This window comes from uncultured Peptoniphilus sp. (genome assembly GCF_946998875.1).
GTDB lineage: Bacteria > Bacillota > Clostridia > Tissierellales > Peptoniphilaceae > Peptoniphilus_A.
The window spans coordinates 1-18712 of the sequence record NZ_CAMQAY010000015.1; the positions used below are offsets into that span (position 1 = coordinate 1).

Annotated in this window: 15 protein-coding genes; 13 read left to right on the top strand and 2 right to left on the bottom strand. The window is 33.1% G+C overall.

The window, feature by feature from the left end; all coding sequences use genetic code 11:
• From Q0U74_RS05445 to Q0U74_RS05465, 5 genes are all read left to right on the top strand, one after another.
• The coding region (locus Q0U74_RS05445) for a patatin family protein (RefSeq protein ID WP_297393104.1) at positions 1-557 on the top strand (557 nt) is incomplete at its 5' end.
• A 199-nt stretch (positions 558-756) separates the two neighbouring features.
• Positions 757-936: a 30S ribosomal protein S21 gene (gene rpsU, locus Q0U74_RS05450; RefSeq protein WP_005957648.1), complete on the top strand. Its 180-nt coding sequence runs from the start codon at positions 757-759 to the stop codon at positions 934-936.
• Positions 937-949: 13 nt separating this feature from the next.
• Positions 950-1393, top strand: coding sequence for a GatB/YqeY domain-containing protein (locus Q0U74_RS05455; protein ID WP_297393105.1), 444 nt, complete (start codon positions 950-952; stop codon positions 1391-1393).
• Positions 1394-1579: 186 nt separating this feature from the next.
• Positions 1580-4672, top strand: coding sequence for a Rib/alpha-like domain-containing protein (locus tag Q0U74_RS05460; protein ID WP_297393106.1), 3093 nt, complete (start codon positions 1580-1582; stop codon positions 4670-4672).
• A gap of 88 nt (positions 4673-4760) precedes the next feature.
• The gene (locus Q0U74_RS05465; RefSeq protein ID WP_297393107.1) at positions 4761-5831 is read left to right on the top strand and encodes an alpha/beta fold hydrolase; all 1071 of its coding nucleotides are present in this window, start codon (positions 4761-4763) and stop codon (positions 5829-5831) included.
• Positions 5832-5929: 98 nt separating this feature from the next.
• Here the strand turns inward: Q0U74_RS05465 and Q0U74_RS05470 are convergent, their stop codons facing one another.
• Positions 5930-6187: a DUF2007 domain-containing protein gene (locus tag Q0U74_RS05470; RefSeq protein ID WP_297393109.1), complete on the bottom strand. Its 258-nt coding sequence runs from the start codon at positions 6185-6187 to the stop codon at positions 5930-5932.
• A gap of 144 nt (positions 6188-6331) precedes the next feature.
• Between Q0U74_RS05470 and Q0U74_RS05475 the strand changes: the two genes are divergently transcribed.
• Complete coding sequence (locus Q0U74_RS05475; RefSeq protein ID WP_297393110.1) at positions 6332-7636, top strand: sodium-dependent transporter; 1305 nt, start codon at positions 6332-6334, stop codon at positions 7634-7636.
• Positions 7637-7744: 108 nt separating this feature from the next.
• Here Q0U74_RS05475 and rpsD read toward each other — a convergent pair whose 3' ends face one another.
• A complete protein-coding gene (gene rpsD / locus Q0U74_RS05480; protein WP_297393111.1) occupies positions 7745-8341 on the bottom strand; it encodes a 30S ribosomal protein S4 in 597 nt (198 codons plus the stop codon).
• A 225-nt stretch (positions 8342-8566) separates the two neighbouring features.
• On the opposite strand from rpsD, the gene Q0U74_RS05485 reads away from it, so the two are divergent.
• From Q0U74_RS05485 to Q0U74_RS05515, 7 genes are all read left to right on the top strand, one after another.
• Entirely contained in the window at positions 8567-9910 is a 1344-nt protein-coding gene (locus Q0U74_RS05485; RefSeq protein ID WP_297393112.1) for an oxaloacetate decarboxylase subunit alpha, read from the top strand.
• A 110-nt stretch (positions 9911-10020) separates the two neighbouring features.
• A complete protein-coding gene (locus Q0U74_RS05490) occupies positions 10021-11268 on the top strand; it encodes an aminopeptidase (RefSeq protein ID WP_297393113.1) in 1248 nt (415 codons plus the stop codon).
• Positions 11269-11395: 127 nt separating this feature from the next.
• On the top strand, positions 11396-12916 hold the full coding sequence (locus Q0U74_RS05495; RefSeq protein WP_297393114.1) for a YifB family Mg chelatase-like AAA ATPase: 1521 nt from the start codon (positions 11396-11398) through the stop codon (positions 12914-12916).
• On the top strand, positions 12917-13996 hold the full coding sequence (dprA, locus tag Q0U74_RS05500) for a DNA-processing protein DprA (protein ID WP_297393115.1): 1080 nt from the start codon (positions 12917-12919) through the stop codon (positions 13994-13996). It begins immediately after the preceding gene.
• Positions 13997-14021: 25 nt separating this feature from the next.
• On the top strand, positions 14022-16103 hold the full coding sequence (gene topA, locus Q0U74_RS05505) for a type I DNA topoisomerase (RefSeq protein WP_297393116.1): 2082 nt from the start codon (positions 14022-14024) through the stop codon (positions 16101-16103).
• Positions 16096-17538: a GspE/PulE family protein gene (locus Q0U74_RS05510; RefSeq protein WP_297393117.1), complete on the top strand. Its 1443-nt coding sequence runs from the start codon at positions 16096-16098 to the stop codon at positions 17536-17538. Before topA ends, Q0U74_RS05510 begins: the two co-directional genes overlap by 8 nt.
• A complete protein-coding gene (locus Q0U74_RS05515; protein WP_297393118.1) occupies positions 17535-18704 on the top strand; it encodes a type II secretion system F family protein in 1170 nt (389 codons plus the stop codon). Before Q0U74_RS05510 ends, Q0U74_RS05515 begins: the two co-directional genes overlap by 4 nt.
• Positions 18705-18712: the final 8 nt, after the last annotated feature.

An 18712-nucleotide genomic window follows, 5' to 3' on the forward strand; every position in this document is an offset into this window, starting at 1 on the left:
CCCTTGACTATAAGGCGCTGAAAAATAATCCCATGGAATTTGAAATTGTTGCTACAGATGCAAGGACGGGCAAGGCAAAATATTTTAAGAAGTCTGATCTTGTAATAGATAATTATGACCCCATAAAGGCTTCTTGTTGCGTGCCAGTTTTGTGCCAGCCCTATGAGATAAAGGGCGTGCCTTATTTTGATGGGGGCTTAAGCGATCCTATTCCCTTTAAAAGAGCTTTTGAGGCAGGTTGTGACAAGGTGATAATAGTTTTAACAAGACCAAGAGATTATTTTAGAGAAGCAAGAAGGGACAAAAAATATGTGCGTATCTTGAGGAGAACTTATCCAAAAGCAGCAAAGACCTTTGCAAAAAGATCTCTCGTCTACAACGAAAGTTTGAGAGAAGCTATAGAGCTTGAAAAGAAAAATAAAGTCATAATTCTTGCGCCAAGCTATATAGGAAATTTAAAAACTCTAACACAAGACCACGACCAATTAGAAAACTTGTATGAAATGGGAAGAAAGGACGCAAAAAAACTTTTGAATAAAGAAAATTTTTTTAAATAATTAGTCCATGATAAAATTAAAAATATATTAAAAAAGCCCTAATAATTTCTTTTTTGGGAGAAAATTATTGTAGTGAAAAGAACTTGTAAAGATAAAAATCCTAAATAGTAAAAATATTATTGAAGTTTTGGGATTTATAGAGTATAATAAACCTACATTGGCCGCAAGGCTACTCTTTTCTACGAGAGGAGGTTAAAAAATGTCCGAAATCAGGGTTGGTGAAAATGAATCTTTAGACAATGCTCTTAAAAGATTCAAAAGACAATGTGCCACTAGTGGAGTTCTCAAAGAAGTAAGAAAGAGAGAACACTACGAAAAACCAAGTGTTAGAAGGAAGAAAAAATCCGAAGAGGCACGCAGAAAAAAACACAGATATTAAAGAGGGTGTTCTTATGTCTCTAAAAGAGAGACTCATGGCTGACTTAAAAGAAGCTATGAAAAATAAAGATAAACTTCGAAAAGATGTTATCACCATGGTTCGTGCAGCTATTAAACAAAAAGAAGTAGATGAACGAGTAGAGCTTGATGATTCTGATATTTTAGATATCATTTCTAAACAGCTTAAAGAAAAAAAATCGTCAATTGATGAATTTAAGAAGGGTAATAGACAAGACTTAGTTGACCAAACTAATGATGAAATCGAAATACTACTTAAATACTTACCTGAGCAATTATCAGATGAAGAATTAAAAGAAATTATAAAAAAAGTAATTGACGAAAATGAAATAACATCAATGAAGGATATTGGCAAATTAATGAAAAATGTAATGCCTTTAATTAAGGGCAAAGCAGATGGCAAACAAGTTAATCTTATAGCCAAAGAATTATTAAATTAAAACTCGGGGTTTAACCCGGGTTTTTATTTTTTTTTGGAATTTTTTAAATTTTATTTTTACATTGTATAGAAGTGATAAAATAATTTTGCTATAATTTTTTATAGGTAATTCTTTTGGGAATATGTTTAGATTTTATTTTAAAAGAATTTAGTAGTAATTGTTTTATTAATGAACCAGGAGGACACAATGAAAGGGAAATTGTTTTCATTATTTTTAATCGTAACCTTATTTTTAAGTAGCTTTAATCCAGTTTTTGCAATAGAATCGGAGCCTAAGGCAAATAATGAAAACTCGACAAGGAATGGAGATCTTCCAATAGTTACTGAGACCCTGCCAAAGGAAGCTGATAAAGATAAGTATGTGAAAATACTCTTTATACCAAAGGCAAATGTCTCAGGTGATGTTCAAAATTATGGAACTATTAAAGATGACAAGGGCGAAAAAATTTCCTTAGAAGATGAGAATTATATGGGGAAAAGTGTTAAAGCTAAAGCCTATTACGCACTAAAGACTGCAAAGTGGTCAGAAATGTTAGATTATGAAGAAGAGGGTAAAAAAGTATTTTCAAAATTATTTGCTGAGAATAATGAGACAGATGAAAAGAAAAAGGAAGATCATAAATTTCTCGGTTGGACTTATAGAGGACATTTAGTTAATCCTTTTAGTAAAGCATTTTCTGAGGGTAAAAAAATAGGTGCAATTGGGCATAATCGTGGAATAAAGTATGACATGAACAAGCCAATAGTATTTGAATCAAAGTTCCAAGGTTTGCCTTATGTATTTAGAGGAGATACCAATAATACATTATACTATGATGCTGATGGATATAAAATCGATGAAAGAGATTACAAAATGGGTCGATTCAAGATAGGAGATCTTAATAATTTAATAAAAGGAAATTTTATTTTAACCGATTTTCAAAAAGATTATTTTGTAGAAAAATATGACTATTCACATATCATAGAATTTTATGTAAGAAATGATATAAAAAATAGAAAGTTTGGACTATTAAAGCCTGATGTAAAAGCCAATAATAATTGCATTTTTTGGCATTGGTTTATTGAGCATGATAGTGAAAATGAATTAAATGATAATTATGAATTACTAAAATCTAATAGTTATAATTATTATGCAAAATTTATAAAAAATGGAGAAAATGCAGTAAATATACTAGATATGGGCAAAGACTTACCAGAAGATATTTTTATTGTGACTTTAAATAAAAAGAAAGGCATTTTTGATGAAAAAGTAAAAAATGTTCATAAGAAATATGGTCAATCTTATGCAATTTTTAAAGGTTCAACTTTAAAAGTAATAGGTATTAATTTGCCGACTCCACATGCTATGGATAATACAAAGAAAGCTGCCTGGTTTATTGGTGATAAAAAAATTGATAATATAAAAGATATTCCTATAACAAGTGACATGACCTTTACTGCAAGAGTAGTTGAAGAAAAAGATACTTATAGTGCTAGCGCAAAAAATATAGAAAAAGTCTTTGGGCTTGCCACCACAGCAGATGAAATTTTGGATAGTGTTTCAACAGATTATCCTAAAGATTTAGCAAGCCAACCAGTAAAATCTATAATTGAGGGACAAAATTTGCCAGATGGAAAAAGTTCTGGCAAATATGAAATCAAAGTTGAAGTAAAATATCCAGATGGCTCAACAGATGAAGTCACTGTAAAAGTCACTATAGCAAAGTCGCAAGCAGAAACTTATGTGGAAGAGACAAAGACTCTTGAAGTAAATAAAAATGAAGTTTTGACTGTGGAAAAATTAAAAGATGGAATTACAAATCTTCCTGGGGAAGTTAAGGTTGGCATAAAAGAAAATGCCGACACAAGTGAAGTGGGAGAAAAAACGGCAAGACTTACTTTGACTTTTAATGACAGCTCAAGTAAAGAAGTACAGCTTAAGGTAAAAGTTAAGGAAGTTATTGAGGGAGGAATAATAAGACCTATTCCAGAAATAAAAGCCGCTGATATTATAAAAGAAGAGGTTATTTATAGTGGCAATATTGATTTAAGGGATAATATTAAAAACTTGCCAGAAGCTGCAGTAGTAGAAGATATTACAGAAGCAAAAATTGATACAAGAAAGCCAGGAGAATACTTTGGAAAAGTAAAAGTTACCTTTAAAGATGGCTCATCAAGAATAGTTGTAGTTCCAGTAGAAGTTTTAAAATCACAAGCAGAAACTTATGTGGAAGAGACAAAGACTCTTGAAGTAAATAAAAATGAAGTTTTGACTGTGGAAAAATTAAAAGATGGAATTACAAATCTTCCTGGGGAAGTTAAGGTTGGCATAAAAGAAAATGCCGACACAAGTGAAGTGGGAGAAAAAACGGCAAGACTTACTTTGACTTTTAATGACAGCTCAAGTAAAGAAGTACAAGTTAAGGTAAAAGTTAAGGAAATTATTCCAGAAAAAACTGATTCTGAAATAAATTCACCAGTAATTCCAAAAGATTTAAAAGTTGTGGATAAAAACAAGCTTAGCAAAGAAGAAATCCATGAAATTGCAAGAAAATTTAAGCTAGCAAATCCTAAGGCTAAGGATGTAATAGTGGATAAAGATGGAAATGTAACTCTTATTTATGAGGATGATTCTAAAAATATTTTAAAGCTAGCAAATTATTTGACAGCAGCTCCGAAGGAAAATAGTGAAATAAATAAGGACAGTGAAGGCAAAGACAATAAAGACAACAATGGCAAGGAAGATATTTGGGACAATTACTATCCAAATTATTACAATTATTTCCCAAGACTTAATAATAGAGATTACGATAGAGAAACTTTAAAAGTATTTGCTGGAGTTCCGAAGAATTTAAAGGAAGAAAATAAAACTAATGAAAAAATTTCCTATGTATTTCACATCAATGGATTTGAATACGAAATAATTAAAGAAGGAGTTTCAAGAAAAGTTAAAATGGACATAGGTCCTGTAATTTATAAGGATAAGACTATGCTTCCATTAAGAAGCGTGGCAGAAGTTCTTGGCGCAGAAGTTATTTGGAATAAGGATACAAGAACAGCTTTTTTCGCTAGAGATGGACTTACTGCATCAATTCAAATCGACAACAATAAAATTATTCTCTCCAGTGGCGAAGTTTTTGAAATGGAAGCAAAACCTCTAAATATTAAAGATAGAATTTTTGTATCCCTTGTCAATGTGGCAAAAGTTTTTGGACTAAGTAATGGAAACACAAGGGACGGAAAAGACAATGACATTGAATGGGATAATGAGTCAAGGACAGTTACTATTTCTGTAAAATAATTTGAAGAGAAGGACCAGGTGGTTCTTCTTTTTTCTTTCGAAGGAAGATTTTTATTTTTCTTTTGTTATAATTAGATTGAGGTGTTAAATGGTTTATTTTATTATTTTATTTATTTTAATAATTCTTTTGCTTCCGCAAATTCATTACGGAAAATCAAATAATTTAAGGCAAAATGAAGGCGTGAATTTAAAATGTGATTTAATTTTTAAAGATGAAGAGGCCAGTCTACAAAGACAAAACCTTCAAAACTTTGGAAATGTAAAAGATTTTTATGAACTTCCAAACTGCCAGAGTCTTAAGGTTAAGCCCTATGACGATTTTATTCTTAGTGCTGCATTTTTCCCAGTTGATAATCCTAAGGCTCTTGTACAAATTATTCATGGCGCCTTGGAGCATAAGGAAAGGTATTTTAATCTAATCAAATCCTTAAATGAAAATAATTACAGCGTCTTTATATCTGACAACAGAGGTCACGGCGGGTCTCTTGGAGGCAAGTACACCTTCGGCTATATGGACGGAGTTGAAAAAGTTGTTGACGACAATATTGCAATTACAAGAGCTCTTAAAGAAAAGTTTCCAGACAAAAAAATTTATTTAGTAGGGCATTCTCTTGGAACAGTTTTTGGAAGAATTTATCTTGAAGAGGCAGATAATTTAATTGAAAAATTAGTCTTATCAGGTCCACCAAATTATCTTCCAGAAGTTTCCCTTGCAATTTTTCTTGGGAATTTCATAAATTTTTATTTTGGAGAAGAGAGAACAGTTTATATACTAAAAAAATTATACACTGGCGATAAATTAAATTGGGACTGGTTAAGTTATAGCCAAGATAATGTTGATGATGCAAAGAGAGATCCTCTTATGCCTAAAGTTTTTAAAAATCGTGGATATCTTTCTGTCTTTGAAGGTGTAAAGGAACTCAACAATTTAAAAAAATTTAAATGCAAAAATCCAAATCTTAAAATTTTATTCCTTGCAGGGAAGGATGATGTGGTAATTGGTGGAGAAAGTGGCTTTGAAAGTTCAATTGAAGCTCTAAAAAAAGTTGGCTACAAGAATATTTATGCAAAGCTTTATGAAAATATGAAGCATGAAATTTTTAGAGAAGAAAATAGGGACATGGTATTTAAAGATCTTGTGGACTTTTTTGACAACTGAATATAAATTATTTTTACAAAACAAAAAAAGCTGACGCAAAAAAATCTGCATCGGCTTTTATTTATTTTTATGAAAAATTTTAAAGGAAATAAAATTATTTAATCGAAATTTAAATCGTGAGAAATATCGTTGTCATTCATAAAATAAACTAAGAGTTCGTTAGCTCTTTCAAAGTCATCTTCAGAGACATAGATGCCCTTTTCGTAAAGAGAAAATCCAGAGATTAGCCTCATATAATCGCCTTCGTCTTTAACAAAATAGGGAATGGAGTTGTCCTCTAGGAAGGCACAAATTTCATCAAATAAAAGTTTATTAGTTGAAGTAACGAGTTTTACATATTCAATGTCTTTTTTCATAATATCACCTGCTAAAATTATACCCTTAATTGAAGAAAAATAAATTAAAAAATTTAGCTTTGAAAAAGACTTTAGGGCTTTTATCTATTTAAAAAATGCAGATTTTATGATACTATTTTTATTATATAAAAAAAGGAGGAGCGTATGTCAAAACAAAATGAAGGATTTTCATCAATCCTTGGATTTATTATGGTTGCCATTGGCCTTGCCCTTGGAATAGGAACTCTTTGGAGATTTCCCTATGTAGTTGGCGAAAACGGTGGAGCAATTTTTATATTTTTATATATTTTAATAATTTTAGTAATTGGAATTCCTCTTATGACTTGTGAAGTTACCATAGGTTATGCAACAGGGAATGCGGCGATAGATGCCTACAAGACTTTAAAGCCTGGTACTAAGTGGTATCTAGCAGGCTATCTTCACACTTTAGCAGCAGTTATTATCGTAGGTTATACTTCACTAATTTATGCCTGGATAATAAAATACATTGCAGGTGCTATTAGCGGAGATTTCGTAGGACTTACAAGCGAGGGAATACAAAATTATTTTGATGCTTTTAATGCCAATAAGCCAATGGTATTTTTATTTTTCTTAATTAATTTTTTACTTAATGATGCAGTAATTATTTTAGGAGTGCAAAAGGGAATAGAAAGAGTTTCAAAAATCTTAATTCCAATCTTATTTATAATTATGGTTATAATTATTGTATTTGGATTAAAACTTCCAGGTGCTAAAGATGGACTTATATTTTTATTTAAGCCAGACCCTTCTAAATTCTCCATGAATTCAGTAATAACTTGTCTAGGTCAAGCCTTTTTTGCCCTTGGACTAGCTATGCTTGGGTCCATGGTATTTGGCTCCTACATCAAGGAAAAGGATGAAAACATCTTTAAGGACTCATCAGTAATTTGCCTTGCCCTTGTCTTTGCAGGAATTTTATCTGGACTTATGATTCTTCCCTTTGTATTTGCAACAGGACTTACACCAGGAGAAGGAGTTGGACTTACATTTTTGACTCTTCCACTTGCCTTTAATGTTGTTCCTTTTGGCAGAATCCTTTCAGTTTTATTTTACTTTGGATTTTACATTGCAGCCTTTACATCATCAGTTGGAGTACTTGAAGCAATAGTTGGACAATTTATGGAAAGATTTAAATTAGAAAGAATAAAGGCTCTTATGCTTGCAAGTGCAATAATAATTGCCATTGCAGCCCTATCTATTTTCTATGACCCAGCCTTTGCATTTATAGACAATGTGGAAAGTAATTATATCTTAGTAATTGGATGCCTTTTAATTGCACTTTTCTCTGCCAGAGCTTGGAAGATGGAAAATTTATTAGAAGCAGCAAACATTAAAAGTCCTTTTGTTAGAACTTGGATGAATGTAAGTATTAAATATATTTCACCTATTGTTATAGTGATAATATTCTTTAGTCAATTTATAAAATAGTTTGTAAAAATTAAAATCGCCTGGTTTTATAAGCCAAGCGATTTTTTATATTTAAAAATTATAAAAATAGGCAAGAAAAAAGACCCATAGGGGTCTCTTTTTCTTTCATTACATGTTCTTTGAATAGAATTCAACGATTAATTGGTCTTCAATTTCTATTGGAACATCTTCTCTATTTGGTAGAGATACTAAAGTTGCTTTAAAGTCATCATCCTTAGAAATGTAAGGGTAGTTTACAACAATATTAGTGTTGTAATTTTCTTTAAATAGATCAACTTTTCTTCCTTTAGCAGACAATGCAATTACATCACCAGCTTCACATCTGTAAGATGGAATATTAACTTTCTTTCCATTTACAGTTAAGTGACCATGAGTAACCATTTGTCTTGCTTGTCTAATTGAAGATGCATAGCCCATTCTGTAACATAAACTGTCAAGTCTTCTTTCAAGGAATGTTACAAGGTTAGGACCAGTTTGTCCTGGTGTTCTTTGAGCTTCTTTAAATAGATTAACAAATTGTCTTTCAAGTACACCATAGTATGCTCTTAATCTTTGTTTTTCTAAAAGTTGCTTACCGTATTCAGTAAGTTTTTTATCGCTTCTTGCAGTACCTCTTGTAGCTCTTTTCATAGCCTTTGGGTGACCGCATACATTTAGTCCAAGTCTTCTTGATTGCTTGAACTTTGGATCCATCATTTTTGCCATTTTTTTATCAAACTCCTATAAATTTTCGCCGCGATAATTTATAAGCCGATAGCATTATACTAGAAATAGAGCCCTTTGTAAAGAAAAAAATTAAAATGAGAAAACTTTTATGAAGCAACAAGAATATTTTGTCAAGAAAGCCTTCTTTTAATGAAAAATTTTGAGTAAATTGTGTTATACTAACATTATAAAAGTAATCTCGGCAATTAATAGTTAGGAGGATTTATGAAAAAAATAGAATTTGTGGATACTATTCTTCGTGACGCTCATCAATCACTTATGGCAACAAGAATGACTTATAAAGATATGGAACCTGCACTTGATAAGCTTGACAAAGTTGGATACAGGGCTCTTGAGTGTTGGGGCGGTGCAACTTTCGACTCATGTATTAGATTCTTAGATGAAGATCCATGGGAAAGAATTAGAAATATTAAGTCTCACCTTAAAAACACAAAGACTCAAATGCTTTTGAGAGGTCAAAACCTTTTGGGCTACAAAAATTATCCGGACGATGTAGTAGAAAAGTTCGTTGAACTTTCTGTTAAAAATGGAGTAGATATAATTAGAATTTTTGATGCCTTAAATGATTTAAGAAACATTGAAACTTCACTTAGAGCTGCAAAAAAAGCTGGAGCAGAAGCACAAGTTGCAATTTGCTACACAACTTCAGAAGTTCACACAATCGAATACTTTACTGATCTTGCAATAAAAATACAAGAAATGGGCGCTGATTCAGTTGCAGTAAAGGATATGGCAGGAATTTTAACTCCACCTGTTTCAAGAGATTTAGTTAGGTCTCTTAGAAAGGCTGTGGACATTCCAATAGAACTTCACACTCACGAAACTACTGGCTGCGGTTCAATGACTTACCTCAAGGGAGTTGAAGAAGGTGCAGATATTTTAGACACTGCTCTTTCACCATTTTCTGGTGGAACAAGTCAACCTCCAACTGAAACTCTTGCCATAATCTTAAAGGAAGCTGGCTATAAAGTTGATTTGAATCTTGATATTTTAAATGAACTTGCACCTTACTTCCAAGAAGTTAAAAATAAATATTTAAACGACGGAACTTTGAGAGTAAAAATGCTTACTGTTGACCCTAAGGGACTTATATATCAAGTACCTGGCGGCATGCTTTCAAACTTGAACTCACAACTTTCTGCTGCAAAACAAGAGCATCTATTTGATAAGGTTCTTGCAGAAGTACCAAATGTTAGAAGAGATATGGGCTTTCCACCACTTGTTACTCCAATGAGTCAAATGGTTGGTACTCAAGCCTCCTTTAATGTAATGACAGGCAAGAGATACAAAATGGTTCCAAATGAAATTAAGGATTACCTAAAGGGACTTTATGGAAAGACTCCTGTTGAAGTTGATGATGCTTTTAGAAGATCAATTATAGGCGATGCTGAAGTAATTACAGATAGACCTGCAAATCACCTTGAGCCAGCCCTTGATAAATACAGAGCTGAAGTAGGTGACCTTGCAAGGACTGAAGAAGATGTGCTAACTTATGCATTATTCCCACAAGTTGCAAAGGACTTCTTAGCTAAAAAATATAATAAATAATTTTTTATACTATTGGAGATTTTATGTCTTCAATAGTATTTTTTTGCAAATAAAAAATTTTTGTTGTATATTATTTTTTGTAACAAAAGATAAATGGAAAGGATGATAAAATGGAATACAAAGATTTTCGTGTTGATGATTATATAGAAAAATATGCTGAATTAATTTTAAAAATTGGACTAAAAATAAAAGAGGGCGATAGACTTGTCATAAGATGTCCCATAGAAGCAAGGGACTTTGCTATAAGATCTACAAAAAAAGCCTATGAACTTGGAGCCTCTGAAGTAGTTGTAGATTATAGAGACCAAGTGGTTTCCAGATTAAAATACGAAAATGAAAGCCTAGAAATTTTAACTGATGTGCCAAAGCACAAGGTTGACAAGGAAAACTACTACATGGAAAAGAAGGCAAAGTACCTTTCTGTAACAGGTTCTGATCCAGACGCCTTTAAGGGCGTGGATTCTGAAAAACTTTTTAAGGCAAATCTTGCAACATCAAAGGCACTAAAGGATTTCTCTGCAAAGATGATGGCAAACTATGTGTCATGGATAGTTGTGGGAGCAAGTATTCCTTCTTGGGCTACAAAAGTTTTTCCTGATTTAAGTGAAGATGAAGCTGTGAGAAAATTGTGGTACGAAATCTTTTCTTCAGTTAGACTTTTTGAAGATGACCCAGAAAAGGCACTTGAAGACCATGTAAACAACTTAAATAGATATAGCAAATTCTTAAACGAAAATAAATTTGAAAAGCTTAAATACAAATCAGAAAAGGGGACTGACTTAGAAGTTTGCCTTCCAAAGGGATACATCTTCGCAGGAGCAGGCGATGTAAATAGCGACGGCGAAGAATTTATTGCCAATATGCCTAGTGAAGAAGTTTTTTCTGCCCCAAGACTTGACGGAGTAAATGGAAAAGTTTATTCAACTATGCCCCTTAATTACAATGGCAATTTAATTGAAGACTTCTATTTAGTTTTTAAAGACGGGGAAGTAGTTGACTACGATGCAAAAAGTGGAAAAGAATATTTAAAAAATATTATTGAAACTGATGAAGGATCAAAGAGACTTGGAGAAGTTGCCCTTGTGTCCCACAACACACCAATTTCCATGAGAAAAGTTTTATTTTACAACACACTTTACGATGAAAATGCATCTTGTCACTTTGCCCTTGGCAAATCCTATCCATCTTGCATAGAAGACGGAGAAAAACTTACAATAGAAGAATTAAAAGAAAGAGGCATGAACGATTCCTTAACTCATGTTGACTTTATGGTTGGCGATGCAAGGACGGAAATAATTGGCATCAAAGAAAATGGGGAAGAAGTACAAATTTTTAAAGATGGAAACTTTGTAATTTAATAAATATTTTAAAGTCAGACTTAGGTCTGGCTATTTATTTTGCAAACGATTGATTAAAGAGATTAAAATTCTTATAATATAATTAAGAATAATATTATGAGATTTTTAAAATAGATGAGGAGGAATTATGTACTCTTGCACAAAAACCTGCACCTTAACTGGACTTAATGGCTATCCAGTAGATGTTGAAGTTGACCTTTCAAATGGAATGCCAAAAATTATACTAGTTGGACTTGCAGACACTGCAGTTAAAGAATCGACGGAAAGAGTAAAATCGGCTATAAAAAATTCTGGCTTCGACTTTCCAAAAAAGAGAATTACCATAAATTTAGCTCCTGCCAATTTGAGAAAGGATGGCACCCAACTTGACCTTGCCATAGCAGTGAGCCTTTTGAGCTGCGATGAAAGTTTGGAACTTGACTACAGTCCCTATACATATATGGGCGAGCTTGCCCTTGACGGCAAGGTAAATAAAATTCAAGGTGCTCTTCCTATGGTAATATCCATGCGTGAAAAGGGCTATAGAAAATTTATTGTGCCATACGAAAACAGAAAGGAATGTGCCATAGTTAGCGACGTGGAAATTTATCCCGTAAAAACTTTAGAAGAAGTGATTTCTTTTATAAGAGGAGAAATTCAAATTGAAAGATGTCAGGGAAGCTTCATTAGGGAAAAGGTTTCTTATGATGTAGACTTCTCTGACATAAAGGGACAAGAGAATTTAAAGAGAGCTCTTGAAATTTCTGCCTGCGCCAAGTCAAATATTTTAATTTTGGGCTCACCTGGTTCTGGAAAGACCATGGCGGCAAAGAGATTTCCAACAATCCTTCCAGAGCTTGACTTTGAAGAAGCTATTGAAGTGACAAAAATTTATTCCATTTCAGGACTCTTAGACGACAATGCCCTAATAACTAAGCCACCCTTTAGGGCACCCCACCACACAGCATCAGCTGTTTCACTAATTGGCGGAGGGCAAATACCAAAGCCAGGAGAAATTTCTCTTGCCAACAAGGGCGTCTTGTTTTTAGATGAGCTGCCAGAATTTTCAAAATCAGTTTTAGAAGTTTTGCGTCAGCCCATGGAATCCAAGGATATAATAATTTCTCGCGCCAATGCAAGTGTAAGGTATCCTGCGGACTTCCAACTTATAGTTGCCCTTAATCCTTGCCCTTGTGGCTACCACAATTCAAAGACTCACGAGTGCAACTGCTCCCCTTATGAAATTCAAAGGTATCTTTCAAGAATTTCTCATCCACTTTTAGATAGGATTGACATTCACTTGGAAGTACCTGAAGTTAATTACAAGGAAATTTCCTCTGAAAGGTCTGGAGAAAGCTCTGAAGTCATAAGGGAAAGGGTAAAAAATGTTAGAGAAGTTCAAAAAGATAGATTTAAAGATGAAATTTTTAAATACAATTCAGAAATTCCTGAGAAAAAGTTAAAAAAATATTGTGCACTTGATGCTAACTCTGAAAAAATTTTGGAGCTTGCCTTTAGAAAATATGGCATGAGCGCCAGGACTTATAATAAAATTTTAAAAATCGCAAGGACTATTGCAGACATGGATGGCTGCGAAAATATTAAAGAAGACCATGTCTTGGAAAGCATTCAATATAGGACCATGGACAAAAAGTTTTGGGGTAATTAAATGAAGGAAAGAGACTTACTAATTTTTTTAAATGGAATAAATTTTTCCAGCGAAAACTCCCTTAAAATTTTAAATTATCTTTTGGACAAAAATATTCCCCTAGAGGATTTTGATAAGCTAGATTATTTGGAAGAACATATCTTGTCAAAGAGAAGTTACGACAGATTAAGGGAAAAGTCACCAGATTTTCAACTAATAATTGAAAAAATCAATGAAAAAATTACTTCAATGGGAGTGAAAATCATTACAATTTTAGATGATGAATATCCAGAGTCACTTAGATTCATTGAGGACCCGCCATCTCTTTTGTATGTAAAAGGCGACTTAAATATTTACAATCCCATTGCCTTTGTTGGTGCCAGGAGTCACTCTTCCTATGGCAATATGGCTGTAAATAAAATAATTGATGCCATAAGTTCCTTTGACTTCACTATTGTCAGTGGCATGGCTTATGGAATTGATTCTCTTTCCCACAAGAGGGCTCTTTTTAATAATTTAAACACAATTGCAGTTTTAGGAACAGGCATTGATGTAATTTATCCAAAGTCAAATAAGGCACTCTATGAAGAAATTTCAAATAAGGGTGCTATCATAAGCGAGTTTCCCCTTGGGACTGGTGCAAACAAGTTTACCTTTCCCATGAGAAATAGAATTATTTCTGGTCTTTCAAAGGTCGTTGTCGTAGTTGAAGCAAAAGACAAAAGCGGAAGTTTAATCACAGCAAGGCTTGCTGCAGAACAGGGCAAGGAAGTTTTTGCAGTGCCAGGCAACATTACGTCCATTTATTCTGTTGGGACCAATAAATTAATTAGAGACGGAGCCATTCCTCTTGTTGAAGTAAAAGATATTTTTGATTATTATAAAGAGCTTTCTAAAAATAAAGTTTCTGAAGAGAAAATACAAATGAATGCAGAGGAACTTTTAGTCTACAATTTGATAGAAAAGGGAATAAATAACACCAATGATATTTGCAATAATTTAAATAATGAGGTATTTTATATAAATAAGATATTGACGAAGTTGGAACTTAAGGGAATTATTGAAAGAATTTCTATGAATGAATTTCAAATTTTAAAATAGATTTTAGGAAGAAGGAGATGGTATTTTGGCAAAAAATCTTGTAATAGTGGAGTCGCCAACTAAGGCTAAGACAATAAAAAAGATGCTTGGCACGAATTACAATGTAATTGCTTCTGTTGGTCATGTTAGAGACCTACCAAAATCAAAACTTGGCATTGATATAGAAAAAGATTTTGAACCCCAGTATATGAATATATATGGCAAGGGACCTCTTATTAATGAGATTAAGGCTGAGGCTAAGAAAGCTGACAAAATTATTCTTGCAACCGACCCCGATAGGGAGGGAGAGGCAATTTCTTGGCACCTTTCATATATTTTGGGTATGGATCCAGAGGATAAAAACAGAGTTACTTTTAACGAGATTACAAAAGATACAGTTAAAAGAGAAATTAAAAATCCAAGAACAATTGATATGGACCTTGTTGATGCACAACAAGCCAGGCGTGAACTAGATAGGCTTGCTGGCTATAAAATTTCTCCACTATTGTGGAAAAAAGTTAAGGCTGGTCTTTCTGCTGGTCGTGTTCAATCTGCTGTTTTAAAATTAATTTGCGACAGAGAAGAGGAGATAAATAATTTTATCCCTGAAGAGTATTGGACTATTCAAGCAGACTTGCGTGCAGGAAGACGAAAACTTTTAGCTGATTATTATGGAGTTAAAGAGAAGAGCAAGGCAAAAAAAGTTGAACTAAAGTCAGAGACAGATGCAGACAAGGTTCTAAAAAATATTGATAGAGATAAATTTCTTGTTGATTCTGTGAAAAAAGGCAAGAGAGCAAGAAAGTCACCTCTACCTTTTACAACTTCAACTATGCAACAAGAAGCTTCAAGGAGAATAAATTTTTCAACAAAGAAGACTATGATGGTTGCTCAAAGTCTTTACGAAGGCATAAAACTTCCAAAGGTAGGCTCTGTAGGTCTTATAACATATATGAGAACTGACTCTACAAGAATTTCTGCTGAAGCGCAAAATGCCTGTCTCAATTTTATAGAAAAAAATTATGGCGAAAATTATATAGGAAAGAAAAGAGCAGCCAGCAAGAAGAAAAATGAAGGCGTGCAAGATGCTCACGAATCCATTAGACCAACTGATGTTACAAGAACTCCATATTCAATAAAGGATTCACTTTCAAGGGATGAGTTTAAGCTCTATTCACTTATATGGAATAGATTTGTGGCATCTCTAATGGCAGATGCAATTTATGACACAATTTCTGCTGACATTTTGTCAAAAAAGGAACTTTTTAGAGTTTCAGGCTCCATGCTAGCCTTTGATGGATTTTTAAGAGTTTATGATTATTCTAATGAAAAAAATACTGAACTCCCACCACTTGAAGAGGGACAAATTTTAAAATTAAAGGAAATAAATAAGGAACAACACTTTACAAATCCACCTCCAAGATATAACGAAGCTTCACTTATAAAAGAGCTTGAAGCCTTGGGCGTTGGTAGACCATCCACTTATGCGCCAACTATTTCAACTCTTCAAAGTAGGTATTATGTAGTTCTTGAAGAGAAAAAATTTGTGCCAACTGAACTGGGACAAACCGTAAATGAAATTTTAGTGGAAAATTTTGACAACTTAGTTGACAAAAAATTTACTGCGCAAATGGAATTTGAATTAGATGAAATTGCTGCAGGCAAAAAACCTTGGAAGGAACTTGTGAGAGATTTTTATGGAGACCTCAAGAAAGATTTGGACAAGGCCTATGAAAATATAGAAAAGGTTCAAATAGAAGATCCAGTCACTGATGTCATCTGCGACAAGTGTGGAAGGAACATGGTTATTAAAATGGGAAGATATGGAAAGTTTTTAGCTTGTCCAGGTTTTCCTGATTGTAGAAATACAAAACCTCTTGTAGAAAAAATTGGCGTAAAATGTCCAAAGTGTGGCAAGGGAGAAATTGTAGTCAAGAGAAGTAAAAAGGGCAGAATTTTTTATGGCTGCGACTCTTATCCTAAGTGCGAATTTGTTTCTTGGAACAAGCCAATTAATGAAAAATGTCCAAAGTGCAAAAGTATTTTGACAGAAATGAAGTCTAAGGGTAAAAAAATTATAAAGTGTAGCAATGACAAATGCGATTACAGGAGAGAGGAAAGTGAATAAATTTTCTTTTGAAATGAGAGATATTTTCGGCGAAAATTATTTCCGCAAGAATTTTATAGCTCCTGCTAGAGAAGAAGACGATAATGTGGTCTTCTACTCTTTACATATTGATGAGATTTTAAAATATAATCTTGAAGAGAGATTAGAAAAAAAAGTAATCTTAGAAAAAGCTTCTAAAGAAAAAATTTTAGATGAATTAGATAAAATTTATAAGGATGAGAAAAAAGATTTTCTCTTAGATGACATAGACACAAATTATGGAGACTTATTAATTAGTGAAAAGGGCGAAAGGGAAGACTCACCGGCAGTTAGACTTTTAGACTATATCTTAAGGGAAAGCATTGAGAAAAATGCCAGCGACATCCACATTGAGCCTGGCTTTCAAAATGTTATTGTGAGAATAAGAATTGACGGAGCCTTAAATAAATTAATTGACCTGCCAAAAAAAATTTATCCTCAGCTTGTGACTAGAATAAAAATTTTATCTGAACTTGATATTTCTGAAAAGAGACTTCCTCAAGATGGAAGATTTAGCTTTGATTTTAAGGACGACAAAATTGACATAAGAGTTGCTACTACGCCCACTGGAACTGGCGAAAAAATTGTCCTTAGAATTTTAGACATTCAACGAATTTCTTATACTCCAGAGGGCATTGGTCTTGTGGGTGAAAATTATGAAAAAGTCATGAGTTTAATTAGCCAACCATCTGGTCTAATTCTAATTTGCGGTCCAACTTCTTCTGGCAAGACTTCAACTCTTTATACACTTTTAAGAAAAATCCAAAGTGACGACATAAATATTATGACCATTGAAGACCCAATTGAATATAAAATTGACGGCATAAATCAAATTGAAGTAAATCCCAACACTGGGCTTTCCTTTGAAAAGGGACTAAAGGCAATTTTGAGAATGGACCCAGATAAGATTATGATTGGTGAAATTAGAAATGAAGACACAGCCCACATTGCTATTTCATCTTCCATAACAGGTCACTTAGTCCTATCAACTCTTCACACAGAATCTTCTCCTGCATCAATTGGTAGACTTGTTGACATGGGAATCGAGCCCTATTTAATTTCTGCTGGATTAATTGGAGTAATTTCTCAAAGGCTTATAAGAAAATTATGTCCTCATTGTAGGGAAAAAATTAAAAACACAAACCCACTAATAGATAGGGAGTTTATTTATAGGGCAAGGGGCTGTGACAAGTGCAATGGCGGTTACAGCGGGAGAATTGCAGTCTTTGAAATTATGATTGTGGACAGCGAAATTCGCGACATGATTACGAGAAGAGAGAGCGTAAAAAATATAAAAAATTTTGCCCTTGAAAGAGGAATGAAGACACTATCTAGTGAGATTTTACACTTAATAGAAAAGGGCGAAACCACTTTTGAGGAGTACTACAAAAATATTCATACCGTTGGTGAATTATGATTTACAAGTATAAGGCCTTTAAGGGCAGCGAAAAAGTAAAGGGCAAGCTTGAAGCCACAAGCATTAAAGATGCCAAGGAAAAATTAAAAAGAGAGGGACTAAGGCCAATAAAGATTGAAGAAAATATTGAGTCCTCTAATTCCCTTGACTTTAACAGAAAATTTAAAAACGAGGATTTGTATATTTTATTTAGAGAGCTCAGCCTACTTATAAATTCTGGCATAAATATAGAAAGTGCCTTTGAAATTTTAATTACGGAATTTTCTAAAGATAAGGGCAAAATATTAAGCCAGGTGAAAGATAATCTCAGAAGCGGAATTTCTCTTTCTGAATCCATGGAAAAGACTCGTACCTTTCCAAACCTTGTTGTAAATATGGTCTTTGTTGGAGAAAACACATCAAGCCTTGGCAAAACTTTTAACTCCTTGTCAAGCTATTACATAAAAAAGAGGGAGACAAACTCAAAAATTATTGAAGCCTTGGCTTATCCAATAATTCTCCTTATCACTTCAATTTTTGTAATTAATTTTTTAATTATTAATGTAATTCCAAGTTTTAGTGAAATTTTTGCTTCCAATGATAATTTGCTGCCACTGCCAACAAGAATCTTAATAAATTTTTCAAACTTTATCTATAAAAATTATATTTTCATAATTTTAGTAATAATACTTGTGATAGCCATTACATTTTTCTACCACAGAAAAAATCCAAGAACTTTTCACAAGATACTCTTGAAATCAAAGTATTACAAGATGACAAAGAGTTTGAAATTTACCTTTAACATGGACTTACTCCTTGGGGCAGGCCTTACTGTAGATAGAAGCCTGGAAATACTTTCTGCCATGGAAGACAATGTGGTTTTAAAGAGTAAATTTTTAGAAGTTTTAAGGGATATAAAATCGGGAGACTCCTTTTATAAAAGCACAAGCAAAATAAATGTATTTCCAAAAATTTTACTTTCCATGATTCGCGTTGGCGAAGAATCCTCAAACCTAAGGGAAGTTTTTTCAATAATGTCTTCTTTTTATGACGAGGAATTAAACAATTACAACAAGAGATTTTTTGGAGTCTTGGGTCCGATTTTAATAATAATTATGGCTTTAATAATCGGCTTTATAGTGCTATCAATTGCACTTCCAGTTTTCGATATGGTTAATCAATTTTAGGAGGTTTT